A 25,390-nucleotide genomic window follows, 5' to 3' on the forward strand; every position below is an offset into this window, starting at 1 on the left:
AGTTATTAACTACTTAACAACTACTTAGTAATTAATAAATGTTAGTTAGTTGATAATTTATTTGGTTGTAGATAAAATTTAATTTTGTTGATATGATTTAGGATGGATAAAAGTATTCTGATTAGTATTGACTTTTATCCTATTTTTTTGTATAATATGGTTTAAAGGAAATTAAAGGAAGAGTTATGGAACAGGGCGTTACAAAGGTAAGCATTACTTTGAATGCTTATTTAAGAAAAGAGGTAGATAATATTTCGTTGGAGCTTGGTAAAACTAGGAGTAGAATTATAGCTGATGCTCTTGAGTATTATCTTGATTTTTTAGATTTAGTGATAGCCGAGAGGAGACTTAACGATGAATCTGATAATGTTATTTCTAGCGAGGAAATGGAGAGATTTATAGATGAGATGGAGGTTGAAATTTAAAAATAGTGTTAAGAGCGATTTTCGGCAAATAGATCTTTTGGAAGCTAAAAAAATTTTAAAGTCCTTGAATGATTTTGTTGATAATTTTTCAGATGAACAGGAAAGAATTTTATTAAAAAGTGGGATTATAAAAAGACTCAAGGGTAATTTGGATGGTTGCTATCGATTGAGATTGCGAACATATCGAGTTATTTATAAGAAAAATTTAGAAGAGCTTATAATTTTAGTTGTCCGGGTAGGACACAGAAAAGATATCTATAGGTAATAAATTATTTATAAATTAGTAATAGATAAATTATTTATTACTAATTTATTATTTATTTTTAAGTATTAATTAATTATAGTTTAGTTTTTAATTTAGGTTTATTTACTTTATAGTAAAGTTTTAATTAGTTAAAAATGTAGTTTGATTTTATTGTCATTATGTTTTAAATGTTATTTAGTTTTTATTTGCGCAATAGTAAATTTGTTTTTTCTAAGACTCTCAACGTATAACTCGATAGCTTCTTTAATATTGGCTATAGCTTCTAAGTATATTTGACCCTTTGTTTTTTGTAGATTATAGCATTTCTTGCTACTTTTTTACAATAAGAATAGATTAGAAAAAACAGCGTTTTTTAGAAAATTTTTTATCTACTTAAATGCCCTTATTATCGGAGTTTAGAGCCGTTTATTATGATTTTAGAATATTCTGTGTGGAATAAATTGTTTCTGTGTGGAATAAATTGTTTCTGTGTGGAATATTCTAAAGAGTTTTATAAATTTGCATAAAATTTCTTTCTAGTAGCTCGATTTTATTATGTTTTTGTAATAATTCTATTTTAAGAATAAAAGTAGTATTATTCTTAAAAATTTTGAAAGGATAACAAGTGAGCAGGAAGTTGCAGATAAAGGACATAAACGATACTAAGAATGCTACTACTCTTTTAAAAAATGAAAAAGAGATAATAGATTACCAGACGGGAGAGATAATATCTAGGGAAGATGTAAAGGTTACAAAGGAAAAAAATAGAGAAAAATTTATTAAAATTTTTATTGATAATCTCGATTATGTTATTGAAGCTTTAAAACCTATCGAAAAAGGGATTTTTTTTGTCCTTATGCACGAAATGAATTATCATAATGTTGTAACTATAAATTCAACCATTAGGAAGTCGACACAAATAGCTTTAAATTTATCTCAGCCGGCTGTTTCTAAGGGTATAAATGCATTAATCGAAAAAAAGGTATTGATAAAGATAGAAGCTGATAATGCAGAAGAATTTAATGTATCTTTTTATACCGGTAAAGAGTATTTGGTTAATCCACAACTTATAGGTAGCGGTTCTTTTAAAGAGTTATCAAGAATAAGGCGCGTGATCACTACAACTTTTGATTTTGATACTCTTGAAACTATTAAAAAGATAGAATCTTCGTATGCTTATAATGGCTTAGATGAAGTAGCCCAAAATTTAAATAGACACGAGGTTAAACAGATTACAAGTGAGGTTTCATCGGATGGGAAGAAGAAGGAAACTGAAATTTTAATTGGAGAAATTGGAGAAAAAGATCATATTAATGCTTCTGATGATGTTATAGAAGTAAAAGCTGCAGAAGAAGTTAAAAAATCCGATATTGAGCTGGAGGCTGAAATTTTAAGGCTCAAACTAGCTAGCAAAGAGGCTGATAACGAGAAGCTAAGGCTTCAGATCAAACTTGCTAGCATTAATGGCGGCAAGAAAGTTCAACCTTCTTTGTTTGATGATGAAGAGATTATGCCCGGTAAGAATGACGAGGATCTGTGAGAATTTTTTTAAGGAAGTGAATAAATGCGTAGATTTACAAATGTTAAGGGCTTCAAGATTTTCGAAGTTTCGGCTGCGGAAGTAAGGGCTATAGGCGGTTTTGGTATATGTGATAGTTGCAATAAGCATTCTGACATAGGCTATATAATGCCGGTTCTTGGCGGTTATTGGTACTGCAAAAAGTGTTATGACGATTGGGATGCACATAGTAAATTTTATGAAGAGGATGCAGAATATGAAGCAAGAATGAATGATAGGTGGGTTAAAATCTTTAAGTCGAAAGGAATAATGGAGGATTTATAATGTTTAGAATGAATAATGTGCCATTGCTTGAAAGGAAAATGATTGAAAACGGCTATGTGGTCTTTTATACTATAGCCGGTAATGAAATTGAGTGTTTTAAGGAATTTGATGATTTTTATAAAGCTCGTAATTTTATTATTAAGCTTGATAATTTTAAAAGATGTTTATTTGTATCTAACGGTAAAATATATGATACTCTAGACAGTAAAGAAAAAATCAATGATCTTTTTTGGATAAAAATACAGCTTGATGAACAAGAATCTTTTTTCAACGATATTATGAGATTATGGAAAATGAAATAAAAAATTATAAAATAACTTTATAAAAGGAGGGTGTGATGCAAATTGCAATGATTGGTTTTACTGTTTTGGCTTATGCGGCATGTTTTTTTTTATACTTTAGAACTTATGAATAAGGATCAAAAACTTGATGTTTGTTGCTGCGGCGGAAACGCATTGGCTGGTATTTTTTAAAGGAGTAAATCAATGAGCTATAAAACAGAGTTACAAGAGCTCCAAAGGGAGCTTACGGAGATCAATATCAAAAAACGCAAGATAGAAAAAGAGTTTGCCGTAGCTGCAAGAAGTCTAATCGCCGACAGCTTTCCTTTCGGAGATATCCAAAAAACCATTTACGGGATAAAATTACCTCTTTCAACGAATGGAAAATTTAAATGCTCCAAAACGATGACCTACGATAATTTGTTTTTAGGCGACGTGACCTTTCGGCTTTATCACGAAAAGGATCAAACCGAAAAAGTTGAAAAAGTAAAACAGATCATAAAGGGATTATATGAAGGAGAATACGATGGAAAATTATAAAGTTAAGCGATTTCTTAAAGAACAAATGATACTTGCTATTATGCTAGTCATCGTATATTTTGTTATGTTTTATGCCTTTCCGGCAAGTTATTGCTATTTTGCATCATTGTTTAATAGAATTTATGACATTAGTTTTGAAACAAGTAGCTTTCATGGTTTGCAGGAAGCGCTACAACTTTTTTTCGGTTTTGCATATAAGACTTTAATATATTTTGCTCTTTTTGTGTTTTTTGCTATAGAAGAATTTTTTATTTTTCGTGCTTTTATTAGCAAAGATTATAATTTTGAGAAAAATGCTCAAAGACGAAAAAAATTTTCAAAATTTGTTTTACGACAAACGAAAATCCAAAGATAGTTATGAAAAAATATACATAACGATAATTTAGTTATATCTTTTTTCATAACTTATGGTATAATTCGATATTTAAAAGAATAAAAGGAAAGGATAAAAAATGCTTGGAACTAAAATAGTAATGGATGAGGCTAAAATTATACGCGAAGGTAGGTGTGATCTAGCTAGAGTGTATCAAATAATCGATAAATTTGCGCAGGAGTGTAACCTCGTAAAAAAGGATAAATTTACCTATCTTTGCAAGGAAGACGACGAGCAGGATCTTCCTCATTTAGGTAAATTTACTCATGCTTTTTTACTGAATCAAAAATTCTTTCGTGATAATGTGAAAGAATGGAAATGGCTTGATGGTGAAGATCTTGATGGTGAAGATGGTGAGAAAAATCTTATAGATCGTATACGGGAATTTGAACGCGAAGGATATTTTAAATGAGCATTCGCGTCCGAAAAGCCATAAATTTTGACCTAGATACCAAAGCCTTAAAAGAATTCTATCCGGGCAAGGATTATCGCGCAGCATACGGCGAGATTAAGAATTTTATGGAAAATATTGGCTTTGAACATAGGCAATGGAGTGGATATGTATCGATAAAAGCGCTTGATCAAGAAGAAATAGTGAGTAATATTGAAAAGATTGCTCAAAAATTTCCTTGGCTAAGTCAATGCGTAAATAGATTTGACGTAACGAATATCGGTAAAACTTATAATGTGATCGATACGATAAAAGCCACATCCGCGCGACAGCAAGATACATTTGAAGCGACTGAACCGCCTATGCAAGATACTCAAGGCGCTAGTGACGTTCTATCCCAAATACGCAGCGCTCTTGATGAAAGCGATCGGCAAGCAGATATATTTAAAAGCTTTGGCTTTAACGATGAAGCCAAGACTTCACAAACGAAAATTCAAAGACGGTTATGAAAAAATATATATGGAAGAGATCAGCAGAAAAGAGTTTAAAAAATCGGTTCTAAGGAAGTTCCAAAAAAAGCAAAGCGTTGCCGTGTTTGCGCCGAAATATTTCGGTAAGAGCACGTTTTTGCATTCCTTGCATGACGAGCTAGCAAAAGCCGGTGAAACTACGGTATTTTTAAAGCTTGAATGTATTTTTAGCCCGGAAGATCTCTTTGAGGCTATGCGGCGTGAAATACAAAGAATTTTTAATATTTCATTCAATAGCTTTCAAAACGATGTTGCTGCTACGGAGCAGTTAAAAGATGTTTTTATTGCGCTTGGGCGCCTTGCAGAAGAAGCAAAGCGCACGATATACTTTTTTATCGATGAATTCGATGAAATAGAAAAAATACAAAGCTCTAAGCTTGAGCTAAATAATGTATTTAGTGACAGCTGGATGCCTTTTCCAGATGTTATATTTTGCTTAAGCATTAAGAATTCGTTCGGAATCGATATGTTTCGCAATCCTAAAAGCTCTTTATACGGCTTTGCCGAGGTTTTAAATTTACCGAAGCTATCAAATATTGAGACAGCATCGTACTTGGTAACCGAATTTAACGAAGCAGATCTTAATATCGATCACGCTTTGATAGGAGAAATTATTAGAAGAACTAATAATTTGCCCTTTTACGTCAAAAGTGTATGCAGGGAGCTTATCTTGAGCCGTCGAGGGCAAGAGGTAACGGAAGCGGATCTAAATGCCGCTATAGATGAAGTTTATCGCAGAGAAAAGATAGTTTTTATGTTACAGCTAAAATTTTTGCGAGGCAAGAAACACGGCTCGGCAATACTTCTAAAAGTAGTTAAGGGCGAAAATCCTTACGATTTGGTAAATGAAACCGGCGTGGTAAAATCGAATATAGCGGCTTGGCTTTCTATTTTAGAAAAGGAAAATTTGATATATAAAAATAAAGTTGGCAAAGCTAAATTTACGTTTTTTGATCCCTTTTTAAGGCGATATATCTTAGAAATTTATAATGTGGAGGAAAAATAATATGAGCGAAGAATTGCAAAATTCAGACAATGAGGTTCCTTTCGAGGAAGAGATCCGTGTTTTGGTAAAAGCGCTTGCTCAAAAGCTCAAAGATACTAGAATCGACGTCAATACGATGGCGAAATATTTCAAGGATGAGAACGTTCATTTAAAAGGCAGTATTGAGAAAATCATCGAAGATACGCAAAATCTTGACGATACTATAGGGGCTTTGGCCGAAGAGGTGGAAAAGATACAAAAAGACGTTTCGTCTCTTTTAAATTTTGGTGGTGGTAGCGCAGGCGGCAACGTAAGCGATTCGGCTTTAAAAGCCATTTTTGAAGATATGACAGAAAGGGATAATAAGCTGGTCGAACGAGTGCAGCAAATAGTGAATGAGGCGTTAGGTGGCGTAAAAGCTAAACCGAGAAAGAAATTTTTAGGTATTTTCTAAGGAGTATGTGATGAGCGAAAAAGAGAAATTTGACTATGAAAATTTCAAAAAGAAGGCACAGGAAAGAAAGGCGTCTAGGAATAGCAACCTTTCAAATCTCCGCGTAGATAATAGGGATATGCTCTCTACTAAGGCTATGGTAGCAATGCTGGGATATATTATGAGCTCAAAGAATAAATCCGGCGGCAATACCGATGAAAGTAGTTTAGGCGATATTTTAAAGCGTGCCGGAATTGATGAAAAAAGCGAATTATACAGCTCTACTGTGGGGATTATTAAGGAGATAGAAAAGCAAAGAGAGGTCGGCAAGGAACTGGATCTTAAAATTTTGCAAACAGATCCGGTAAAGGAAGCAATAAAAAAATTTGATCCGGCAAATTTTGAAAATAATATGAACGAGCTTAAAGAAGCTATTCAAAATCAAGGCAAAGAGCTCAATGTAGAGCATATTTTAGGTGCGGCAAAGAGATCCGATACAAATACCGCCAAAGACGTTTCTAAGAACGCTATGAGGCTAAAACAGCAATAAGGTTGTTTCGGTGATACAAAAGGCGCGTAGTTCTAGCAGCAGAAGTCTCTTGAGAGAGGCGGAAACGGTGATATTGTTGGTAAAGGACGAAAGCGCTAAGCGATGGTTTGAAAACGCTATCGGTAAAATGATCGAAAAAAGGCGCGACCCGGAATCTTTTATGACGGGTGCTAAGGATCTGCGAACAAATTTATTATCCTATCTTAGCCAAAAAGGCGACGTGAAGACCGCTAACATTTGGTGTAGAGGCATAATTTATTCGGAGATAAAGGAATTTCTTGCCTCTTTAGAGCATGAGCTCCAAAAGCACGATTTTGAAGGGGTGGTGGAACTTCATCTGCAAGATAGAGAAATCAACTCCCCCCATATTCAGTATGTGGGTACTAATGCGGAGGAAGCTCAAACTATCATAGCAAATTTCGTGCTAAGACACGGCTATGAGGAGAGTTTGGAAAGTGCTATACAAAGCAACTATATTCCAGCCTATCAAAGCGTTGAAGGTAGATATCTACGCATAGATAGCACTGATCGAGAGGTCGAAATTCAAGAGATTGCTGCACAGCGCGAACAGCATAAGCAAGAGATTATATCGAACATAAAGGAATTTATCGGCGCGCTAGACGATCTTAAGTCCGATTTTATCGATATTATGAGTTTAAAGGAAGAGGCCACGACGAGAGAGAGAGTTCGAGAAAATAGAACCAAAAGTACGGCCGATATGCTGAATGAATGGGAGCAAAAGGCCAAAAATAGGACTAGAAGGCGATAGGGATGAAAAATTTATACATTTTTGCCGGAGTAAATGGAGCTGGTAAGTCGACATTTTATATCAACCAGATAGATAATAATGATTTTTACGGCACTAGAATCAATTCTGACGAAATCGTTAAGGAATTTGGAGACTGGAAAAATAAAAAGGATCAAAATAGAGCTGGCAAAATAGCGCTCAAGCTTAGAGAGTCTTACCTGCGCCGGGGGATAGATTTTAACGTAGAAACTACGCTAAGCGGCCGCGGCATAGCTAGATTTATAAGTGCTGCAAAAGCGTCCGGTTATAGGATAACGCTCTTTTATGTGGGTCTTGAAAGCGTTGATCTGTCAAAGCAAAGAGTAGCCATTAGGACACAAAAGAACGGCCATAGCATAGAGGAGGCAGTATTGGAGCGTAGATATTCGCAGAGCTTCGATAACCTTGCTAAAGTGATTCCGTTTTGCGAGGAGATATATTTTTATGACAATAGCAAAGAAATTTTAAACGAGGAAGATCAGAAATTTTCGAACCTGCGTCTGATAGCCAAGAAAGAAAACGGCCAGATTATCACGCTTGGCAAAGTATCGTGGCTTGAAGATGTTTTAAAAAATATGAGTGAAGACTACTCCGCCGTTGAAGAGATCAAGGCGGAAATTTCAAAGAATTCAGAAGAAAAGGAGAAAAACAATGGTAACCGTAAATTTGCAAGATGCTAAATTTGAGGATCTAAATATCAGAGAATTTTCGCAGAAAGCCTATAGGGCTTTTTTGCCGTATTGGAACGGCAGCGAGGAAGAGTTTTACGCCTATATGCAAAAAAATGGCATAGACTACGATTTCAAGGTCTCTAATATTAGCGAGTTAGGTGAAAAAACGGATAAATTTTTGCAGGATCTATCTGCGGCCGTAAGGCGAGATATAGGCAAATTTGATTTTCGTTTGAGCACGGCTTTGACGCAGCGAAATTTAAAGCCTATCGAAACCGGCGATTATGTGAAAATTACCCTTTCAAGCGATGAAGAGCTTTCAAAGGATGCTTATAATAGCTTTTTAAGCTTTAATAGCCGTAGCTTTATAGACTTTAGGGAATTCGATCCTGATAAGAATGAACTAACTCTGATTTACAATCGTCGCGGGATCTTCGATGAAAACGAACGTATTGCAATACTCAAGGCGCGCAATAGTCTCACCTTGAGTGATAACTTTCAGCAAGCCAAAGACAATAACTTCATTTTAAGCGGTCTTTGCCACGAGCTCGCTAAAATCGGTATGGATTTCAGGTATGAATATACTACTACGGAGGGAGTTACAAAGGAATATTCCATTGCGGCCGATAAAATACTTGGCCTTGCCGAGAAAAAAGAGGAAAAGAAAGAGGAGGCGGTAAAGGAGAGAATAATAAAAGAAGTTGCCAAAGCGGAGATCATTCGGGAAAATTCCCAAACTAGGCAGAGCTTAAGCGAGGATAGTAGCGAAAAAGAGATCCTCGCAGAAGGTAATACAGAGATTAGATTACCCGTTAAGGGAGGGTCAGAGACAAATTTAGACGAAGTTGTAGAAAAAAGCATATCTTTGTATGAACAAAAAGAGATTGAAAAGATCAAAATTCGGCTGGCAAAGTCAAGAGAAGAGGCGATGGTGGCTTATCAGGAGATGAAAGATAGGATCAATTCCGGATATACTATATATGAAAGTATCAATTATATAAAACAAAAATTTCGCGAAGAGCATACCGCCAATATGGCGAGCGCTTTTTTGACAAAAGACATTTTAGAGGTAAATTTGTTAAAAAATACGATAGATTCCCAAAATTCCGAGATTCAAAAACTCGGCATGGAGGTAGAAAATAAAAATTCCGAGATCACGAAGCGCGAGGAAACTATTACCAGCCTAAAAAGTACCGTGCAAACTAAGGTCAACGAGATTAATCTGCAAAAAGAGCAGCATCAAGAGGAGTTGGCGGCTCTAACGCAAAAAGCGGAGGCTAAATTTAAAGAGCTTGATGCAAGCTATGGCAAAAAGGTAAAATCCCTAGAAGCAGAAATCGGAGAGCAAGACGAACTGATTGTAAGGCTAAAATCTCAAAGCGAACTTCTTGAAAAGAAGAATAGCGAACTTCTTGAAAAAACATATTCCCAAAATTCCGAGATTGCAGAGCTTAAAAATATATTAAATATGAAAAAAATACAATCTGATGACAAAAATCAGCAAAAAGATGGTATAATATCGTCAAAACAACCCATATCCAATAAACAGGATATTGAGGAGTTAAAACAAATGCTCGATGATGAAAAGACGAGCAACGAAAGAAAACGCGAAATTCTAGGAGAGCTTAGAATGAGCGATATTTTAAGCGACGAAGAGCCGCGGGATGAGGATAAAAATGGCAAACGAGCTAAGAAATAGCGAAGATTTTATAAAAGAAATCTTAAAAAATAAAATTAAATTTGTAGTGGGGGGGGGCACCCTATAATCTCTGGTTAAAGACCGACGATAGCATATATTATGAAAATATATCGATTATAGCGGACATAACCTTTTCCGAAGTCGTTTGTTTTCCAACTCAATCACAAATATTAGAACTTCTTCAAAAATCCGATAAAACTTATTGTTTCCTTGCGCCATACCATTGTTTTGCGGATATTCGTGGTTTTGTTTTAGAGGTCGAACTTGAAAATTTCTGCGGTGTTTTGACTTCGCAAGAAAAGGCGCTTGGTATAAGCAAAGCACAAGCGCTAAGTAGTAAACTCGGCATAAGCGTCGTTGAGAGCCCATACAGGCTTTCGGATGTAGGAGGCGCAGAGAAACTCAAGGAATACGTAAAAAGGCTTACGATTGCCGAAAATAACGGATTTCGCCCTAAGGGTATCTTTCTTGTAGGTATTCCGGGCACGGGTAAGACATTCTTTCCTACTTGTCTAGCGGGCGAGTTGAATAGACCTTTGGTAATCCTAAATTTAGAGGTTCTAAAAGAGAGCGGCGAGCCTATAAATAGGCTCAATCAAGCATTTGAGTATCTAAATTCACAGAATGAAAAATTCATACTTTTGCTTGATGAGATAGAAAAAATGGTCGGGAATGCAGATGATCCGCTTACAGGGCGGTTAATGACGATACTTTCTGCACTTGGAGATCGCGGTAGCGAATATCCTAACCTTCAAATTTTGCTCTTTGCAACCGCGAATAGCCTTGAGGCAATCATAAAAAATCAGCCCGCTTTCTTAAGACGCGGCCGCTTTGATGAGCTATTTTTCGTCAATCTTCCTTCAAGAGAAAGTGCACAGCAAATATTTCAAATTTATGTAAATAAGTACGACCTCGCCATTTTATGGCAAATTTTTTCTATAGATGATTTGATGGCGGAGATCGAAAAACAATACCAGTCTTTCGTAAATCAACCCAATCGTTTTCCATATACGCCGGCTGAAATCGAAGCCTTTTTAAAGCGCCTTCGATTTTTGCATTTGGCGCAGGGCGAGATAAGCAAAAAAGATGTATTAGAAAGCGTGGAACTTGTAATACCGATCGTAAAATCCGCTACTTCAGGTATCGATCGTATAACGGCTCAAAAAGAGCTATTCGTGGAGATGTGATATGACTGAAGTAATACAAAAACTGCTTTTTACCCGCTTTCCGTATCTGTTTTGGTTTTTAAGAGAAAACGAAAACGAGGTGAGGATAGATTTTGAGAGCAATAAATTAATAAATTCAAACGATGAGACGTTTGTGCTTAGGCCTATGTCAAAGCTCGTATACATGTGCTGCAAATATCTCCCGGTTGCACTAATATTTGCAGCCATATTCAATACCAATGATCTTAATTTTGCTTTAAAAATAAAAATTCTTGAATATGGCATAGGTTTGATTTTAGCCGTAATAGTCTTCTTTGCAAATAGAGTTTTCATTTATCTATCTTTTGTGGCATTCCTCGCTAGCGGGTATTTTTATATCGCTAGCGTGCCATTTGTGCTTAAGTATTTTTTTCTATTCGTTGCCCTTTTTACTGCCCTTTTCGATAAAAATAAGCGTATTTTTTCTATTAAAAGGAATGATAAAATCGTGGCACAGATCATTTTGGAGCAAGAAAAATGAAAAAAGTAGCAATACTTCTAACTTTGGCCATCTTTGTCTTTGCGGCCGATACTGCAGGCAATAATCCACTAAGCCCGCAAAATTTTCGGTCGCAAAACGATCAAGAGGCTTTGCAAGGCGGCAATGACGATTTAAAGGTAAATCATTTTTACCTTGGACTGGGAAATGAAGAGATCAAGGACGTTCAGAAAAAGGATCAAAATTTACAAGAGGTCTTTGATGAATTTGACGAGACTATCGTCAACTATAAGCCCGTACAAAAACCGATCAGTACGGTCGACAAGATTACTACGCATCCATATTTTACGACGACGATCCTACTGCCTCAAGGAAGCGTAATAAGCAGTGTCGATATAAGCGTAGAGCCCATAACACTTAAATTTGAACAAAACACTATTCTACTTAGGGTAAAAAAAGACTTTAGGATAGCTAATATGACGGTGATATATACGCTTGAAAAGAAAAATTACGTAGGAAATTTCCTAATCGAGCGCTATCAACGAGAAAACACCGATGAAAAGCTTAATTTAGTGCTAAATTACCATAATGTAGTCAAGAGGGATGATTTTGAAGTCATTAATACTTATGTTTTGCTATACGGTAAGTATCCACAAAGGAAATACAACTATGTAGATATTGACGGCATAACGTATAGAATTATTAGAGATCCAAAATTCGGCGGACTTCATATAGGTGAACAAACCTATAGAGTCGATACCGGAAATAAGTTTTGAACCATGGCACAGCTAAATTTTGATTTCGTCCCAAACGAAAAGGACAGTAAAAAGGGCAACGAGGCTACACCTAAAGGTAGCTCATCAAAGCGTTTGATCGCGATATTTGCCGCTACGATAGCAGCGCTTTTAATAGTGTTATGGCTTTTTTCAGAGGACGGCAGCGCGCAAAATTCAGATGCAAATTTAAGCGCTACCGCTGCGACGAGTGATAAAAATTTAACTCAAGAAAACACTCAAGCTTTAGCTCCACCGCTTCTTTCTTCCGAGGTCGTATCAATACAGACCGTTCCAAGCGTTTCTACGGATACGAGAGATACAGAGGTTGTTAAAAAAGATGAAAATTTAAGTTCTCTTTTTGACGATCAGGCGATCAAGGCGGCAATAGAAAAGCCGGATATAAGTATGCCGGAAGAAAAAGAGATGAGAGTTGAGACGAAAGCGTCGAACAGCGCTCCAGACGAACAAAACCCTTTAGATCTTCAAGATCAGAGCGAAAGTAAGCTAGAAAAGCTTAAAAATGAGATTAGAATGAAGAAAAATTTTTTTAGCTTAAATGGAGAGAACTTTTATGAGGGTGATACCATTTTGGGCTATAAGATTAAGGAAATTACGAAAGAAAACGTCGTTTTGCAAGAAAACGACGGAAAAATTATCAATCTAAATTTTAGGAGTAAAAAATGAAAAAATTGGCTTTGATAGCTTTGGTAGTTGCAAATTTAACGTTTGCAAACGATGCAGATTTTAAAAAAGGTTTTGAGACGGCCGTCGAAGCGGTCAAGCTTGAGCTCATTAACGGCTCAAACTTAAATCGAACGCTTAATTATACGGGTGATAAGCTGCTCTATCTCAATACCTCTCATCTTAGCACGAATGAGATACTGCTATCGCAGTTTATCGCATTTTCAAATGGCTTCACCGATCTTGGCTTTAGCGGTGAGAGACTATACTTTGGTAGCTATCTTCGCGATGCCGATAGAGATATGGCAAAGCGGAAGCTTGAAAATTTACTGGGCTACAAAATTGAAAAAGAAAGTAACGGCGGCAGAGCTAGAGTCGTAACGCCTATACTCGATCGATCTTTCTATATCGAAAAGCGCAACGTAGTAGAGGGCGCAATCAAAAGAAGCGAATACACCTATTATCAAGCGCAACGACAGCAAGTAGCAAAGCCGAATGCCTCATATCAGTTTTTCATACCGAAAAGCGGAGTCGACGTTTTCAATGTATCGGACGGGGTAATGATGAGAATAGGGCAAAGTAGTGATACTCAAAAGCTCAAATATGAAAAAACGATCATTGATACCGATGGCATACAATATGTTAAGGCTAGTGGTTCAAATAGATATTTCAGGATGAAAGACGTGAGATTTACGAGGTAGCGACAATGAAACGGCTAAATTTAGTTTTTATTTTTGTGATATTTTTTGCCGGATGCACTGGACGAGTGCAGACAAATCCGCTACCAAAGCAAAGCGAAGTTGTAATACCCTCTCGCTATGCAAAGGCTAAAAAAGTAGGCATTCAAAGATCCGTGATAGATGAATACGACCGTTACGCAAGATTGATGCTTAGTAATCCGAATTCGGATGAAAACAGCATAGAAACACTTGATGAAAATATTAAGGTCGAGCAAAATTATCAGAAAACGGTCGTTCCTAAGCAAAGTCTTAGATCGATGAATATTTGGGAAAGAGGCAGAAACATTGCCGAACAAAATTCAAAGGTCGAAAAATGAATAAGATAATTTTAGCTCTGCTATTAATGGCAGTTTCGGCTTTTGCGGCAAGAGAGAGCGATAATATTGTAGAAGGGAGCGCCTATGGCGAAAAAGTAGTAACTGAAAGCCCTAATAACGACATAGGTGAATATCAATCAAAAGAGCATTTTAGAAGGGAAGCTATCCTAAATTTTATTATTTACAATAATGCTCAAAATAACGCAGAATATACGGCTGCGAAGGCATCTTTAATTGACGTAGTAGATCAAAATTTAAGCGCCAGCAGCACACCGTCGATCGTAAGAATGGATAACAATCTAACCGTAGCCGGCTATTGCTTGATTAGAGATGACATACTCGTAGGCAAACAACCGGGTGCTGGAAAATTTATATGCAATACGAATATCGGTCAGCTCGAAATTTTTGGAAATTTAACCCCGGTAAATGAGACTTCAACTCTAATTTATGATCCGGCGTATATCGAATTTAAAAATTGGAGATACAGAGTAATAAGAAGCCGGGTGCTTAATGAGGCCAAGACAACCTATAATATCGCCACATACGTCAATGATCGAAAGCTCGCGGAGATTGCTCTGACAGCTACCAGCAATAGCGCAGATGTAATAAAGACGCAATCAAGCGACTATCTATCGGAGCTCAAGGAGAGCAGAAGACGTAATACCACCGAATACGTAACAGTTGGAAATGGTGCGAATTCCTATATCGCTCCTATCCAAAATCAAAACACAGAAAAACCGAATGCGATGGATTATGTGACGAAGGCGGCAATTGATATTACGGCTGGAATTGTGAAAAATACCGCAGAAATTTTCAAAAAGGATCTGCCGTACCTATATGAGATAGTGGGCGGAAGTAGAATTTATATCGATTTAGTCATTGACAAAAAAGGAGAAAAAATACAATGAAAAAAGTCATTTTAATAGCATTAACTGCGTACGGCTGCTTTGCGAGCAATGAAGCCGAGGAGTTTTTTTATCAAAGAGGTTTAGACGCCGGTTATGCTCAAGGCTATGAGCAGGGAGTAAAGGATGCGTTTGAAGAAGCAAAAAAGATTCTTGCCAAATATAAAAACGAAATCAGAGCCTATGAAGTAGGAAAATACTTCATGCAAAAGGGCTATATCACGTATCCTAAGGTTTGGCAAAGGGTAGATAGCGACGGAAACGTAAAGATTGAGATCCAACCGAGCAAGATCGAAAAGCAGCTTAATATTTCGGAAATTTTCACGAAATTTAATACGCTTCCTACTAATCCTTATCCGGAAAGGATCAAGGGAGATCCTTTGGAGGCCAGAAATAGTGTATATGTGGCGAATAGAGACGCTTCTACGTTTATGCCGGCATCGGCTGATAGTAATCAAAACATCATCACCATCAGCATTGAAAAAAGCGGTGAAAACGAAGAAATTTTGAAAAAAGCGAATCTTGTATATAGCGTGGACAAAGAAAAGAATAGGCTAAAAGTAATGTTCTTCAATAGAACAGAAAAGCAGAATTTCTGCGATCAGTTTCAAATTTGCGATTAAGGAGATAAAAATGCAAGAGATGGTTAAAATTTTTCAATACAAAATTGGAGATGAGGAGATCAACTCCGTAAATGCTAGAGAACTACATAAAATTTTAGAAAGTAAACAGCAATTCACTGATTGGATAAAACGAAGGCTAAAGGATACTCAAGCCTTAGAAAATATTGACTATACGTCATTTCATAAAAATGAGAGACGAGAAGTCGGAGCTACTACGCTAGTGGAATATATTATTACCCTAGATCTTGCAAAAGAATTTTCAATGCTTGAAAAAAATGCAAAGGGCAAGGAGATCAGGCAATATTTCATTCAATTTGAACGTGCGGCGCGAAGAGAGTTTGAAAATTTTTGTAAAGAGATAAAGAGATTAACCACTGAAATTTCAAATTTACGCGAAAAAATACAAATCCTTGAAGATCTAGTGGCTTCATCCGATAGGCTCATAAGCATGTATAAAAAACAGCTTGAGGCAAAAACGATTGACGAGGACATCCGAAGGCTTGTTAGAAGAAAAGAGCAACTAAAGCAAGAAGGATACCTATAATGGAAGAAGAAAAACTATCCTTCAAATGTGAGATGTTTTTTGGGAAAAATTGGAAATATCTATTCTGGGGAATGATAGTAGCTATTGCCATAATAGCGTGGGAACTTCATAGTATTACCGTGCAGATGGAGGAACTAAAAGCCTCAATTTACGACAATAATGGCAAAGTAGTGCTAACTACTACCGACGGCAGGGCCATAAAAGTTGTCAAAACTCCGCTCAAAGCCGAATATCTGAAACAATATGCCATAAGCGTATTTGTCAATAATTTTATCGTCTCAAGATCGGAGTTAACGGAGGGCTTTAGCAGGGCAAATATAACTACGTATAAGGATGTTTTGGAAGCGTCCAAGAGCCTTGGCAATATATATTTATATTTTCTTGACACAAAGTCGCAGAGCGAAGAGAGCAAAAGAAGCGTAGGTCAATTCATCAGCTATATCCAATGGCTGATCAACGCGGTTGCGCGCGATAAACTCCCTGAATACATCAATATTGTCGATTACACCGTAAATTCCTTTGAATACAATGGAAATAAGTATAGCATCGACATATATATCAAAGTGGCTACGAATTCGTGGATCCTATCGCAAGGACGATACCAAAACGAACGCGGGCAAGTCAGGATCAAGGCTACGGGCGATTTCGATTTAGAGCGCAGCTCCGATGTGAATCCTTACGGTATGAGGATAGATAGCTTTGAAATAGAGATGGTAACGAAAGGCGATAAGCTATGAAAAGAGCTCTTTTAGCGTTTTTGCTTTACGCATGCACGTCAAATGCCGACGTAAGACAGGATATAGCAGATAGTTTATGGGCTGCCGCTACAAGCAGCAATATAGACGTAAGGGTGCTATATACGATTGCAAAGACGGAGAGTGATTTTCAGCCATATATTATCAGCTTTTTAACAAGCGACACGGGTTTAATTAAAAAACTAAGAGCGGGTTTCAAAGGCAGCATATACCGCTTTAGAAGCGCAAAATATAATAGCTCAAAATATGCCGTGAGCATATCCAGCAATAGTAAAGAAGCGATGCTGGAGCTTGCGAAATTCTTTTGGGATTTTGATTTTAACATAGACTTCGGTCTGATGCAAATTTCCAAGCAAAATTTAAAAAAGGATGAGCTTGAGTTCATCTTTGATCCGCAATACAATGTTTCCAAATCAAAAGAAATTTTAGCTCTTTGCGCCGGTAGGTATAGCTCGGCAAAAGACGCTATCGAGTGTTATAACAAAGGTTTTGCGGCCAAAAAGAACTATGATTATTACGCTAGATTTATGAATTATTTCGATAGCTTTTTTGGAGAAGGCAAATGAATCCCGCGTTGCTATTTTTGATCATCTTAGCCGGTATGGGGCTTTATGCCGGCTACAAAAATGAAAAGGCACAAAAAGAGGTCGAAAAAACGCTTTTTGGAAAGGTATTAGCGCCACTAAAAGGGCTTTTTAATGAATTTTACTCCAACAAAGGGTTGGTAATCGATGATATTTTAAACGACCATATTCTGATCAACACTCCATATAAGAATTTATACGGAATAAAACTCGAAGGCAACGGCAATACGCCGATATATTTTGATGAAATCGGCGTAAAAGAGATCTTTCGAACCTATCAAAACACAAAAGATGCCTTTTTTTGGTATGTCATTTTAAAAAACGGATACTATCACGGCCAGTATCTCTTTGGTTACAATCAAAATTTACTAAAATCGATAGCGAATAAGTATAAATTGACCTTTTTAAGCGGCGCCGAATTGGCAAACGCGGTTTTAGATCTTTTTTTGCAAAATCAATATTTTGTTAAAGACAAAGATATTCATAGAACCGTATCGCTAAATTTTAACTCTAGATTAGAGAGCAACTATCAAACCTTCGCAAAGCTAGCGAGGGAAAATATCTATCAAAATCTATGTCATACGGATTTATATCAATCCTATAAAGCTCTTGAAGGAGCACAAAAGACAAATATTCAAAACATTTTTAGAATGAATTTTAACGGTGCGATTTGGACGTATTTTAACCTTAGCCGCAAGAGCATAGAAAATCACATTTCGCGGTTAATAAACTTTGCCCGCTGGACGGGAAATAAATCCCATTTTACGGCTCTTAAAGAGGCTTATGATCTAGGAGATCAGCAGCTGGTAATAGTTAATAGCGTAGCTTGTTTTAAAAGCATCGATGAAAGTATCATAGGAGATTTTGGTACATCTTTGAAGATGGATTTTATTAAGAAGAATATTTTTAAGACTAAAAGTTTGCAAAAGACTCCTTTGAAGTTTAGAGATAGCGAGTTTGACTTTTTGGCATCAGCAGAATTTCTTGGCAACTTTATCGCCTGCGTACACAAAAAGAATGTAAAGAACGCTGATTTTTGGGGATATGATAAAAACGGAGGCTTCATAAACTATTCTTTTGCAGCCGAAAATCACAACCCTCACGCGGTCATAGTGGCCGATCCCGGTGCAGGAAAGAGCTTTACACTCCAAAAAATTATATCGTCGATGCTGGATATCGACTATAAGACCCGCAAGGCAAGAAATTTAAATAAAGATAAAGTCATAGTGAGATACTACGATATAGGATTTTCGAGTAGAAGACTGATCGATTTTCTTAAAGAAAACGGAGAAAATAGCATAGCTCGCGTGGAAAGCGATCTATCAAATTTTAGTTACAACATTGTAAATTTAGATGATAGCGGCAAGGAAACATATGAAGCCGACTTGATTTTTTCGGCGGATCTTATAAATTTGATACTTTCATCTCAATCCGCTAACGCAGAAACCATGACTATTGGCGAGATGAGCCTTTACCAAGATATTTTACGTTTGATTTATGAGGGGAAGGCAGAGTATCAGGATTATCGAGTCCGAGATATAAAAAATCAAAACTTAAAAGATAAAATTTTAAAAAGAGGTTTTTCTGCAAATGAATATCTGAAAAATTTGGGAGATGAATTCGAATTTCTTAAAAAGCCTCTTTTGATTGATGTTATTAAGTACGCAAAAATTCAGTCCGAAAATCAACAGATCCCGGACGATATTAGGGAAAATTTTCAGGGTCTACATAAAAAGCTTGTCGATGTCGACAAGCTTAACCTCTTTTCAAATTTTGATACAGAGGATACGGTAAATGCGAATTTCTTGAGTATGGAGCTCAATAATTTCAAAGAAAATAGCCTATTTGTGCCTATTTTTGTTAGCACCTTTCAAAAAACATACCTCAAGGATAGATCCTATGCAGTTATGAGAATGTATCAGGGATTAAGTGTTTCGAAAAAAGTTTATGTCGTAGAAGAGATCGCAAATTACTTTAGAGTACCGTATTTTGAGATAATGTTCGATAAATTGGCACTTGAAGCTAGAAAATACGGGGTTCATTTCATCTCGATCGCCCAAAAATTGGTGCATATTCCGGAGCGTATAATCGGAAACATAGATACTAGAATTTTTCTTTTAGCGCCCGACAAAAAGCGCGAATTCATCGACGAGGTGAAGAAAATTCTCAATCCCGGACAAAATGTCATCGATAGGCTTGAGGATACCGATGAATATGAACTCTGCGTATGGTATTCAAGAGGAGTCTTTAATTTGAAGCTGCCAGTAAGCAAATTTGAAGAAAAACTTTTCAATACCGATCCTACGAAAGTTGCAAAGGCGGAAGAATGAACGATAGCTTTAGCGCAGGTTCGCACCTAATTTCTACCGCTACAGTATTCGGCGCTGCGGCGCTTGCTTTTGCTATTTTTCCTTTTGGGATCGTGCTGATACGAGCTTTTTTGAAGGCGAGGGAAAGCACTACGAGCGGCTTTAGTATTTTGGGGTCGGTAATGCTTGCTTTCGCAGTGCATTTTATGGCCTGTGTTCTATTTATGGCAATCGTCAAAATACTTGATATTGCCTATACTTCAATTTTAGAGGAGGATCATTACATTACAAATAAAATTTTTAGAATCTTTTGGGCTAGCGACAGAAGTGCCGTATTTGCCCTAACCGGAGGAGGTGCAACAAATGACGCGCTAGGAGCGTATTCAATCCTTTTGCTAATTCAGACCATCGGCAGAATCGTGCTTTATAATATGCCTATTTTGGTGATCGTCTTGGGGATTAGCTACGGCGTTTACCAAGCCAACAAGGACAATTATAAGCAGGATTATCTCGGGGTCATCGTATTCAGTATGGTTAGCTTCATAGCCGTAAGCACTATATATGTAGCTTGGGCGTATATAGCTAGCTTGGCGTTGTTTTTGCCGGATGGTAAAAACCTTTTCTTTGCGATTCACCAATATTGGCAATCGCAATTATTAAAATAAATTTTTAAGGAGTAGAAAATGGCAACTGTATGTCCGCTTTGCAAAAAAGGAACATTGAAAAAAGGCGATAAAATGGTTTATTGCGACGGCTATAAACCGAAGAAAGAAGGTAAAGATTGGTTCAATAGCGGTGAGTGCGAATTTCACATTCCGTATAATCAGAAAGCTTTTGGTAGAACGCTTAATGCAAACGATATTAAAAAACTCGTTGAAGGAGAAACGCTAAAGAACGCCAAAGGCGATACGCTAGAGCTTGATTTGGAAAATACGGAGTTTTTTACGCGAATTACATTCGCGCCGCGCCCGGAAGATAAGGATCTATAATGAAAAAACGCATTATATTTTTTGCGTTATTACTTTTTGGAGTAGGCGCAGCTTATGCAGCCGGGGAATTCGACGGAGTAGACAATGTAGTTAAAAACCTTGACTCATCCGTCTCAACAACATCTGGAAGCGGTATGAGAGCTGCCATGGCTTGGGCTCCGGTGATTTTATTTTTCACGGGTTTAGGCATAGCTTTTAAACAATCCAAAAAGGAAAGCGAGCAGCAGGGTGATACCTATAAAATTGTCATTGCGTGCGTTGTAGCCAGCGTATTGGGCGCTTTCGTCGGTATTTTAGCCGATGCTGTTTTGGGTAGAATACTAATGGGCGATAGTATGAAAGGACTTCAGGTAGTATGGGAATACTGGAAGTCGGCATTAAGCGCGAAATAACTATAAGAAGCGCCTTCTAAGACGCTTCTTATTTTGACGGAGGGATATTATGAAAATTCTAATATTTTTGAGCCTTTTGCTAGTTTCTATTCTGGATGCAAAATGCTATAAAGTTCCGTGCCAGCCCATAATTTTTATAAATAAAACTCAGGCCATTGCGGATATAGAGCGTAGTTACGCAAGAAATATGCAAGCTCAACGACAGTTGGAGCAGAAGTATATCGAATATAACGCCGCTTTGGCCGAGCAAAATGAGCTACTCGAGAAGATTCAAAAGCTCAAATCCGACGGATTGATGAGCGAAAAAAAGATAAATTTTTTGTTACAAAAGGGTATATCAATCCGCGAGAATAATATTCAAAAAACCAATAATGCAGACTTTTTGGGAGAAAAATAATGGGGCTTGCGATATTTGCTACGATTGTATGCTTGATTTTTTGGCTCGGTAGTGGGAATTCGGCCGCAAAAGATGAGGCAAAAATTACAAAAGCCATAGCGCTTGGAGGCATCATTATTATTTGGATCACTTACCTGCTAAATGACGAAAAATATTCAAGCCCTTGGGTTTATATCATTTTTATAGCTGTGGCAGGCTATTTTTATTCCTACGTCCGGAAGGTAGTCAAAAAAAATCAAAGTAGCATTTCTATGAAAGAGACTTTGGCGCCAAATTTTATCAAAGCAAAGAAGGAGAGCTATTGGGATATATCCTCTCAAAAGATCATCGACTTTTTTAACTATCGAAGGGAGATCAAAAGCGATAGAGTGGAGACACATCTGAATAAGCCGTCGAAGGAATTTTATAGAGTTTATGGCAATGATGAAAAATACCTTACGAGTAATATTTTTCACGAGATGAGGGATTTAGAGCTTACTAGGCTTTCAAATTTAGCCGAGATAAGTAAGATAAATTTATACAATAAAATTTATGAAAAAATCAAAGAATTTAACGATTCTATCGAGATGTCGATAGATTATGAAGGAATTTTAAAGGAAAACGACAATATTGCGGAATACTTTTTGATAGATCTATGGTGTAGATTTACGAAGCCTTTCAATATAGGCACCGCAAATTTGATAGTTTTGGCAAGAAATTTCACACAAAGCGAATTGATCGGCGCCTTGGATAATGCGGATCTAAATTCCGTAAAAAGGCACGGCGCGGGTTTATATTTTAAGTATGCGTTATTTAAAAATCTCATACCGCAAGAGGTGCTGGATGAGGAGAAGCACGCGGCCGAGCTTTTAAAAACTAAGGAACAAAAAGAGCTTAAACAGCTTCTTTTAAGCAGAGAAAACAAGGAATCTCCGAGCGCGGAAAGCATCGAAGAATCCATTACTTTTTACGAGAAAATTCTAAACAAAGAGGCCGCAGATGAGCTTTGAATTCGGAAAACTAATTAAAGCCAAAAGACTTAAATTCGCGGTAACGCCTCATGCCGTTTTTAGCAGCGATCTACACGCGAAGAACTTTTTAGGCTATTTTTTCAATACAACTCCAAAAAATATCAATGAACGAACTAAAATTAACGCCTATTATAGGCCGGGCGAAGAGATATTGCTACAAGGCGAGGCCGTGGAGCGCAAACTCAATGTACAAATTTTAGATGAGATCCAGCGTAGCAGTTTCGATAAAGTGGAAAATATAACCGTATACCACAATATCTTAGAACTTTGTATGCTAGAGGGCATCGATACAAAAAAGGAAATTTTTAAGGCGCTTAAGGAATTTGCTGATTTCTGTATAGGCGCGTTGGAGCTTGATGCGATTATTTGCGGCTACCACTTCAATCAAGACGAGCCGCACCTACATATCATATACGCAAAAGCTCAAGCAAACGAAACAAAGGATGATTCAATGTTAAATGAGGACGAGGATCTATAATGAAAGACAAAGAAAAGCTGGGGATTTATAACGTTACCTTTAACGATAAAAGGGCTACGCCCGTAACTCTCAACCCAGATATTGCCTTGGTTGAGAATGCGGTCATAGATACGGTCGTTATGTATGTTAAGGGTTGGCATAACATAAAAAGAGATAAGGGGATTGGTGCAGAGCATCTGAAATATCATTTAAAACAAGGAGCAATAGGTGAGGTTAGCCTAGAAGAGTTACTTAATTTAGGTAGAAGTCTAAGAAAATATATGAAAATTTTTGGGGAACCGTTTTTAGAAGATAAAACTAAAACCGGAAAAGTATTTGAGTGGCAAGATTCCGACGGGATTAGATTTAGAGTAACTATGGATAGCAAAAGACAAGCTGGGGAGGAGGGTCTAATTACGCCGCTATCCCTCCCCAATAAGACTATTATAACATTCTATTCTGATAGAAATCTTAATGCAAGAATGGTTTTTAAAAACCCGGCGGTACGGGAATTTTATGAGTCTAAAAAGCTTGATGACGTCGAAGACTACTCCGCCGTTGAAGAGATCAAGGCGGAAATTTCAAAGAGCTCCATAGAAAAGATCGACGTCGATACGAATAAAAATTCAAAAAGAAGGAACGGCAATGGCAGCTGAAGTGGAATTCGTTAAAGAACGGTTTTTTAAACCTGATAGAGAAAATTTAAAGTCCTTAATAGCAAAAGATGAGACTATACGGCTTTTTATCTATGCCGTCTTTATTGCGTGCATAATATCCAGTGTTTTTATGATTATCAATCCGTCGCCTACGTTAAATTTTGTTTCAAAGGCCACGGCCGCATCCTCTGTAATGCTTGCATTGACGATATATATAGGTAGAGATAAGGTACGCAAGGCAAAGAACGAAAATATCACCGAAAACAAACCGGGCAAAAACTACTTGATAAATATCGGCTACGAGGTCAAAACCCTATACGGCAGCGCTTTAAAATCGTTCAGGGCAGCCAATAATATAGTTCGGCCGTTACTGCTATGTGCAGAGCAATTCAAGCGCCACATGCTTATTATGGCCACGATTGGCGCCGGCAAATCGGTATTTATGAAAGGAATGATCGAGCAGCACGTTCTAAACGATGGCGGAGGACTCTGCGTAGATGGTAAGGGCACCGCTGAATTTGCAAAGGAAATTTACGCTCTTTTCGTTGCCATAGGCAGAGAGGATGATTTTATTCATATCAATTTTTTGGATATGGATCATACTCATACCATCAACCCGCTTTTAAGCGGCAGCGCCGAAGCGCTATACGAAATTTTAATTGCGCTACTTGAGGGCGAAGAAAATGAGTGGAAGGCCAAACAGAAAGGGTTTATGAAAAATATCCTCAAGCTGCTTGTTTGGCAGCGCGATAATGAAAATTTAAAGTTAGACTTTTCCGCGCTATCGTGCCTTATTCCCTTCGCCGCTGTAGTCGAAAGTGCCATACTCTACCGTGATAAAGTCTATCTAAGCAATGCGTTGGATGATTTTGTGAGCTATGTCAGCACGGCATTATCGATGCAATTTGAGAAATTTCTAAAAGCGGATCCCGAAGAGATTAGAAAAAGGATGCAAGAGGCTTTATCAAACGGGGAGCAGGGGGCTTATGATGCCGGTATGGCCGCTCAAGCTTGGATTGATATTATTACCAGTCTAAAAAGCGATTACGGTCGCGTTTTTAATACGCAAACGCCTACTATCTCAATGTGGGAGGCCGTGCAAAAAAACAAATTTATCTTCGTTACTCTTCCTACTATGGCAAGCGATACTACACCAAAACAGCTTGGAAAACTCATTTTAGGCTTAATAAAAGGGGTGGCGGCCGAAAAAGCCGAAAAGGCGGTAGAGCCGAAAATTCCTTTTATTTGCTGGTTCGATGAGATCGGGTCGTATATCATAGAGGGCTTCGGTCGTCTGATGTCGAAATCACGCGCCTTAGGAATTTCAATCATTCCGATATTTCAATCCCCGGCGCAAATAGATTCCGTAGGAAAAATAGTCGGCAGCGAGAGCTTGGAAAGACGTGAAATTTTTGATACCACGGGAACACATATTTTGATGAAAAATATTCACCCGGAGACCACGGAACTTTACAATAAAATGATTAAGCAAAAGCGCTTTATTGATATGGATTACGTCGATAAAAGAGAAAGCATCAAAGGCCAAATAAGCGCAGAAGACCATTACAGGGTTGAAAAGGAAGATGCAATTAAGCATGAGGAGGTCATCGGTATGAATAACGGCGAGATGATGGTCTTTAACGACGGAAAGATGTACCGGGCGACGGCTACTACGGAGAGCAGCTTAGCCAAATACGGCAAAAAGATCTCATTTGAGCTAAAATTAATGAATAGCCCTATACCGATTACGCAGTATATCCCTAAAAAGCAGTTTTTGATGGATGCGTATAGGTTATATAAAAAGCTAGGACTTGATGAGGAAAAGAGGGAGGCGGCATAAAATGAAATCACTAAATTTA

Annotated in this window: 35 protein-coding genes; all 35 read left to right on the top strand. The window is 37.3% G+C overall.

The genetic code is table 11. The features are described from left to right. Positions 1 to 185: 185 nt before the first annotated feature. The 35 genes from Q0369_RS00085 to Q0369_RS00250 all read left to right on the top strand — a co-directional run bounded on the left by Q0369_RS00085 (position 186) and on the right by Q0369_RS00250 (position 25,371). Positions 186 to 425, top strand: coding sequence for a hypothetical protein (locus Q0369_RS00085; RefSeq protein ID WP_298094309.1), 240 nt, complete (start codon positions 186 to 188; stop codon positions 423 to 425). Further along, positions 403 to 690 carry a type II toxin-antitoxin system RelE/ParE family toxin gene (locus Q0369_RS11135; RefSeq protein WP_367178943.1) on the top strand — a complete coding sequence of 96 codons (288 nt, stop codon included), beginning with the start codon at positions 403 to 405 and terminating at the stop codon, positions 688 to 690. The genes Q0369_RS00085 and Q0369_RS11135 overlap by 23 nt, the downstream gene beginning before the upstream one ends. 604 nt (positions 691 to 1,294) lie before the next feature. Further along, positions 1,295 to 2,209, top strand: coding sequence for a hypothetical protein (locus tag Q0369_RS00090; protein ID WP_297917223.1), 915 nt, complete (start codon positions 1,295 to 1,297; stop codon positions 2,207 to 2,209). A 24-nt stretch (positions 2,210 to 2,233) separates the two neighbouring features. Continuing rightward, positions 2,234 to 2,512: a hypothetical protein gene (locus Q0369_RS00095; RefSeq protein WP_297917221.1), complete on the top strand. Its 279-nt coding sequence runs from the start codon at positions 2,234 to 2,236 to the stop codon at positions 2,510 to 2,512. Then, on the top strand, positions 2,512 to 2,814 hold the full coding sequence (locus Q0369_RS00100; RefSeq protein ID WP_297917219.1) for a hypothetical protein: 303 nt from the start codon (positions 2,512 to 2,514) through the stop codon (positions 2,812 to 2,814). The genes Q0369_RS00095 and Q0369_RS00100 overlap by 1 nt, the downstream gene beginning before the upstream one ends. Positions 2,815 to 2,997: 183 nt before the next feature. Further along, complete coding sequence (locus tag Q0369_RS00105) at positions 2,998 to 3,333, top strand: hypothetical protein (protein WP_298094311.1); 336 nt, start codon at positions 2,998 to 3,000, stop codon at positions 3,331 to 3,333. Next, positions 3,320 to 3,688, top strand: coding sequence for a hypothetical protein (locus Q0369_RS00110; protein ID WP_297917213.1), 369 nt, complete (start codon positions 3,320 to 3,322; stop codon positions 3,686 to 3,688). The genes Q0369_RS00105 and Q0369_RS00110 overlap by 14 nt, the downstream gene beginning before the upstream one ends. A 97-nt stretch (positions 3,689 to 3,785) precedes the next feature. Continuing rightward, positions 3,786 to 4,118 (top strand): hypothetical protein, encoded by a 333-nt coding sequence (locus tag Q0369_RS00115; protein WP_298094313.1) that lies wholly within the window; start codon positions 3,786 to 3,788, stop codon positions 4,116 to 4,118. Continuing rightward, positions 4,115 to 4,606: a VapD family protein gene (gene vapD / locus Q0369_RS00120; RefSeq protein WP_298094315.1), complete on the top strand. Its 492-nt coding sequence runs from the start codon at positions 4,115 to 4,117 to the stop codon at positions 4,604 to 4,606. The genes Q0369_RS00115 and vapD overlap by 4 nt, the downstream gene beginning before the upstream one ends. Next, the gene (locus tag Q0369_RS00125; protein WP_298094317.1) at positions 4,512 to 5,633 is read left to right on the top strand and encodes a hypothetical protein; all 1,122 of its coding nucleotides are present in this window, start codon (positions 4,512 to 4,514) and stop codon (positions 5,631 to 5,633) included. Before vapD ends, Q0369_RS00125 begins: the two co-directional genes overlap by 95 nt. Before the next feature lies 1 nt (position 5,634). Further along, complete coding sequence (locus tag Q0369_RS00130; RefSeq protein ID WP_298094319.1) at positions 5,635 to 6,066, top strand: hypothetical protein; 432 nt, start codon at positions 5,635 to 5,637, stop codon at positions 6,064 to 6,066. Positions 6,067 to 6,076: 10 nt separating this feature from the next. Next, positions 6,077 to 6,595 carry a hypothetical protein gene (locus Q0369_RS00135; RefSeq protein WP_298094321.1) on the top strand — a complete coding sequence of 173 codons (519 nt, stop codon included), beginning with the start codon at positions 6,077 to 6,079 and terminating at the stop codon, positions 6,593 to 6,595. 67 nt (positions 6,596 to 6,662) lie between these two features. Continuing rightward, positions 6,663 to 7,364 carry a hypothetical protein gene (locus Q0369_RS00140; protein ID WP_297917201.1) on the top strand — a complete coding sequence of 234 codons (702 nt, stop codon included), beginning with the start codon at positions 6,663 to 6,665 and terminating at the stop codon, positions 7,362 to 7,364. A 2-nt stretch (positions 7,365 to 7,366) separates the two neighbouring features. Continuing rightward, the gene (locus tag Q0369_RS00145) at positions 7,367 to 8,062 is read left to right on the top strand and encodes an AAA family ATPase (protein WP_298094324.1); all 696 of its coding nucleotides are present in this window, start codon (positions 7,367 to 7,369) and stop codon (positions 8,060 to 8,062) included. Beyond that, on the top strand, positions 8,034 to 9,752 hold the full coding sequence (locus tag Q0369_RS00150; RefSeq protein ID WP_298094327.1) for a hypothetical protein: 1,719 nt from the start codon (positions 8,034 to 8,036) through the stop codon (positions 9,750 to 9,752). The genes Q0369_RS00145 and Q0369_RS00150 overlap by 29 nt, the downstream gene beginning before the upstream one ends. Positions 9,753 to 10,036: 284 nt before the next feature. Continuing rightward, positions 10,037 to 10,939, top strand: coding sequence for an ATP-binding protein (locus Q0369_RS00155; RefSeq protein ID WP_298094330.1), 903 nt, complete (start codon positions 10,037 to 10,039; stop codon positions 10,937 to 10,939). Between the two features lies 1 nt (position 10,940). After that, the gene (locus Q0369_RS00160; RefSeq protein ID WP_298094334.1) at positions 10,941 to 11,438 is read left to right on the top strand and encodes a hypothetical protein; all 498 of its coding nucleotides are present in this window, start codon (positions 10,941 to 10,943) and stop codon (positions 11,436 to 11,438) included. Then, complete coding sequence (locus Q0369_RS00165) at positions 11,435 to 12,172, top strand: hypothetical protein (RefSeq protein ID WP_298094337.1); 738 nt, start codon at positions 11,435 to 11,437, stop codon at positions 12,170 to 12,172. Before Q0369_RS00160 ends, Q0369_RS00165 begins: the two co-directional genes overlap by 4 nt. A gap of 3 nt (positions 12,173 to 12,175) precedes the next feature. Further along, positions 12,176 to 12,856 (top strand): hypothetical protein, encoded by a 681-nt coding sequence (locus Q0369_RS00170; RefSeq protein ID WP_298094340.1) that lies wholly within the window; start codon positions 12,176 to 12,178, stop codon positions 12,854 to 12,856. Next, the gene (locus tag Q0369_RS00175) at positions 12,853 to 13,554 is read left to right on the top strand and encodes a hypothetical protein (RefSeq protein ID WP_298094342.1); all 702 of its coding nucleotides are present in this window, start codon (positions 12,853 to 12,855) and stop codon (positions 13,552 to 13,554) included. Before Q0369_RS00170 ends, Q0369_RS00175 begins: the two co-directional genes overlap by 4 nt. A 5-nt stretch (positions 13,555 to 13,559) precedes the next feature. Beyond that, entirely contained in the window at positions 13,560 to 13,910 is a 351-nt protein-coding gene (locus Q0369_RS00180) for a hypothetical protein (protein WP_298094345.1), read from the top strand. Continuing rightward, a complete protein-coding gene (locus tag Q0369_RS00185) occupies positions 13,907 to 14,818 on the top strand; it encodes a hypothetical protein (RefSeq protein ID WP_298094348.1) in 912 nt (303 codons plus the stop codon). Before Q0369_RS00180 ends, Q0369_RS00185 begins: the two co-directional genes overlap by 4 nt. Further along, positions 14,815 to 15,438, top strand: a complete 624-nt coding sequence (locus Q0369_RS00190; protein WP_298094352.1) for a hypothetical protein — start codon at positions 14,815 to 14,817, stop codon at positions 15,436 to 15,438. Before Q0369_RS00185 ends, Q0369_RS00190 begins: the two co-directional genes overlap by 4 nt. Positions 15,439 to 15,448: 10 nt before the next feature. After that, on the top strand, positions 15,449 to 15,982 hold the full coding sequence (locus Q0369_RS00195) for an antA/AntB antirepressor family protein (protein ID WP_298094353.1): 534 nt from the start codon (positions 15,449 to 15,451) through the stop codon (positions 15,980 to 15,982). Continuing rightward, a complete protein-coding gene (locus tag Q0369_RS00200) occupies positions 15,982 to 16,719 on the top strand; it encodes a hypothetical protein (RefSeq protein ID WP_298094355.1) in 738 nt (245 codons plus the stop codon). The genes Q0369_RS00195 and Q0369_RS00200 overlap by 1 nt, the downstream gene beginning before the upstream one ends. Continuing rightward, a complete protein-coding gene (locus Q0369_RS00205) occupies positions 16,716 to 17,303 on the top strand; it encodes a transglycosylase SLT domain-containing protein (protein WP_298094358.1) in 588 nt (195 codons plus the stop codon). Before Q0369_RS00200 ends, Q0369_RS00205 begins: the two co-directional genes overlap by 4 nt. Next, complete coding sequence (locus Q0369_RS00210; protein ID WP_298094362.1) at positions 17,300 to 19,651, top strand: hypothetical protein; 2,352 nt, start codon at positions 17,300 to 17,302, stop codon at positions 19,649 to 19,651. Before Q0369_RS00205 ends, Q0369_RS00210 begins: the two co-directional genes overlap by 4 nt. Next, positions 19,648 to 20,295 (top strand): hypothetical protein, encoded by a 648-nt coding sequence (locus tag Q0369_RS00215; protein ID WP_298094365.1) that lies wholly within the window; start codon positions 19,648 to 19,650, stop codon positions 20,293 to 20,295. Before Q0369_RS00210 ends, Q0369_RS00215 begins: the two co-directional genes overlap by 4 nt. An 18-nt stretch (positions 20,296 to 20,313) precedes the next feature. After that, positions 20,314 to 20,619 carry a hypothetical protein gene (locus Q0369_RS00220; RefSeq protein ID WP_298094369.1) on the top strand — a complete coding sequence of 102 codons (306 nt, stop codon included), beginning with the start codon at positions 20,314 to 20,316 and terminating at the stop codon, positions 20,617 to 20,619. Beyond that, entirely contained in the window at positions 20,619 to 21,011 is a 393-nt protein-coding gene (locus tag Q0369_RS00225; RefSeq protein ID WP_298094373.1) for a hypothetical protein, read from the top strand. Before Q0369_RS00220 ends, Q0369_RS00225 begins: the two co-directional genes overlap by 1 nt. Positions 21,012 to 21,060: 49 nt before the next feature. Then, a complete protein-coding gene (locus tag Q0369_RS00230; RefSeq protein ID WP_298094376.1) occupies positions 21,061 to 21,408 on the top strand; it encodes a hypothetical protein in 348 nt (115 codons plus the stop codon). Further along, entirely contained in the window at positions 21,408 to 22,397 is a 990-nt protein-coding gene (locus Q0369_RS00235) for a hypothetical protein (protein WP_298094379.1), read from the top strand. The genes Q0369_RS00230 and Q0369_RS00235 overlap by 1 nt, the downstream gene beginning before the upstream one ends. Continuing rightward, positions 22,387 to 22,896, top strand: a complete 510-nt coding sequence (locus Q0369_RS00240) for a hypothetical protein (RefSeq protein ID WP_298094382.1) — start codon at positions 22,387 to 22,389, stop codon at positions 22,894 to 22,896. Before Q0369_RS00235 ends, Q0369_RS00240 begins: the two co-directional genes overlap by 11 nt. Further along, positions 22,896 to 23,531 (top strand): hypothetical protein, encoded by a 636-nt coding sequence (locus Q0369_RS00245; RefSeq protein WP_298094385.1) that lies wholly within the window; start codon positions 22,896 to 22,898, stop codon positions 23,529 to 23,531. The genes Q0369_RS00240 and Q0369_RS00245 overlap by 1 nt, the downstream gene beginning before the upstream one ends. Next, complete coding sequence (locus tag Q0369_RS00250; protein ID WP_298094388.1) at positions 23,521 to 25,371, top strand: TraM recognition domain-containing protein; 1,851 nt, start codon at positions 23,521 to 23,523, stop codon at positions 25,369 to 25,371. Before Q0369_RS00245 ends, Q0369_RS00250 begins: the two co-directional genes overlap by 11 nt. The last annotated feature ends 19 nt before the right edge of the window (positions 25,372 to 25,390 follow it).

It is taken from the genome of uncultured Campylobacter sp., assembly GCF_938030685.1.
Lineage (GTDB): Bacteria > Campylobacterota > Campylobacteria > Campylobacterales > Campylobacteraceae > Campylobacter_B.

Coding starts and splice junctions, on each gene's coding strand:
- Q0369_RS00170 (WP_298094340.1), top strand. CDS start 12,176: ATGGCACAGCTAAATTTTGATTTCGTCCCAAACGAAAAGGACAGTAAA.
- Q0369_RS00180 (WP_298094345.1), top strand. CDS start 13,560: ATGAAACGGCTAAATTTAGTTTTTATTTTTGTGATATTTTTTGCCGGA.
- Q0369_RS00240 (WP_298094382.1), top strand. CDS start 22,387: ATGAGCTTTGAATTCGGAAAACTAATTAAAGCCAAAAGACTTAAATTC.
- Q0369_RS00245 (WP_298094385.1), top strand. CDS start 22,896: ATGAAAGACAAAGAAAAGCTGGGGATTTATAACGTTACCTTTAACGAT.
- Q0369_RS11135 (WP_367178943.1), top strand. CDS start 403: ATGAGATGGAGGTTGAAATTTAAAAATAGTGTTAAGAGCGATTTTCGG.
- vapD (WP_298094315.1), top strand. CDS start 4,115: ATGAGCATTCGCGTCCGAAAAGCCATAAATTTTGACCTAGATACCAAA.
- Q0369_RS00210 (WP_298094362.1), top strand. CDS start 17,300: ATGAATCCCGCGTTGCTATTTTTGATCATCTTAGCCGGTATGGGGCTT.
- Q0369_RS00235 (WP_298094379.1), top strand. CDS start 21,408: ATGGGGCTTGCGATATTTGCTACGATTGTATGCTTGATTTTTTGGCTC.
- Q0369_RS00105 (WP_298094311.1), top strand. CDS start 2,998: ATGAGCTATAAAACAGAGTTACAAGAGCTCCAAAGGGAGCTTACGGAG.
- Q0369_RS00085 (WP_298094309.1), top strand. CDS start 186: ATGGAACAGGGCGTTACAAAGGTAAGCATTACTTTGAATGCTTATTTA.
- Q0369_RS00100 (WP_297917219.1), top strand. CDS start 2,512: ATGTTTAGAATGAATAATGTGCCATTGCTTGAAAGGAAAATGATTGAA.
- Q0369_RS00130 (WP_298094319.1), top strand. CDS start 5,635: ATGAGCGAAGAATTGCAAAATTCAGACAATGAGGTTCCTTTCGAGGAA.
- Q0369_RS00175 (WP_298094342.1), top strand. CDS start 12,853: ATGAAAAAATTGGCTTTGATAGCTTTGGTAGTTGCAAATTTAACGTTT.
- Q0369_RS00145 (WP_298094324.1), top strand. CDS start 7,367: ATGAAAAATTTATACATTTTTGCCGGAGTAAATGGAGCTGGTAAGTCG.
- Q0369_RS00185 (WP_298094348.1), top strand. CDS start 13,907: ATGAATAAGATAATTTTAGCTCTGCTATTAATGGCAGTTTCGGCTTTT.
- Q0369_RS00205 (WP_298094358.1), top strand. CDS start 16,716: ATGAAAAGAGCTCTTTTAGCGTTTTTGCTTTACGCATGCACGTCAAAT.
- Q0369_RS00190 (WP_298094352.1), top strand. CDS start 14,815: ATGAAAAAAGTCATTTTAATAGCATTAACTGCGTACGGCTGCTTTGCG.
- Q0369_RS00160 (WP_298094334.1), top strand. CDS start 10,941: ATGACTGAAGTAATACAAAAACTGCTTTTTACCCGCTTTCCGTATCTG.
- Q0369_RS00215 (WP_298094365.1), top strand. CDS start 19,648: ATGAACGATAGCTTTAGCGCAGGTTCGCACCTAATTTCTACCGCTACA.
- Q0369_RS00115 (WP_298094313.1), top strand. CDS start 3,786: ATGCTTGGAACTAAAATAGTAATGGATGAGGCTAAAATTATACGCGAA.
- Q0369_RS00250 (WP_298094388.1), top strand. CDS start 23,521: ATGGCAGCTGAAGTGGAATTCGTTAAAGAACGGTTTTTTAAACCTGAT.
- Q0369_RS00230 (WP_298094376.1), top strand. CDS start 21,061: ATGAAAATTCTAATATTTTTGAGCCTTTTGCTAGTTTCTATTCTGGAT.
- Q0369_RS00225 (WP_298094373.1), top strand. CDS start 20,619: ATGAAAAAACGCATTATATTTTTTGCGTTATTACTTTTTGGAGTAGGC.
- Q0369_RS00095 (WP_297917221.1), top strand. CDS start 2,234: ATGCGTAGATTTACAAATGTTAAGGGCTTCAAGATTTTCGAAGTTTCG.
- Q0369_RS00135 (WP_298094321.1), top strand. CDS start 6,077: ATGAGCGAAAAAGAGAAATTTGACTATGAAAATTTCAAAAAGAAGGCA.
- Q0369_RS00220 (WP_298094369.1), top strand. CDS start 20,314: ATGGCAACTGTATGTCCGCTTTGCAAAAAAGGAACATTGAAAAAAGGC.
- Q0369_RS00200 (WP_298094355.1), top strand. CDS start 15,982: ATGGAAGAAGAAAAACTATCCTTCAAATGTGAGATGTTTTTTGGGAAA.
- Q0369_RS00150 (WP_298094327.1), top strand. CDS start 8,034: ATGGTAACCGTAAATTTGCAAGATGCTAAATTTGAGGATCTAAATATC.
- Q0369_RS00165 (WP_298094337.1), top strand. CDS start 11,435: ATGAAAAAAGTAGCAATACTTCTAACTTTGGCCATCTTTGTCTTTGCG.
- Q0369_RS00195 (WP_298094353.1), top strand. CDS start 15,449: ATGCAAGAGATGGTTAAAATTTTTCAATACAAAATTGGAGATGAGGAG.
- Q0369_RS00110 (WP_297917213.1), top strand. CDS start 3,320: ATGGAAAATTATAAAGTTAAGCGATTTCTTAAAGAACAAATGATACTT.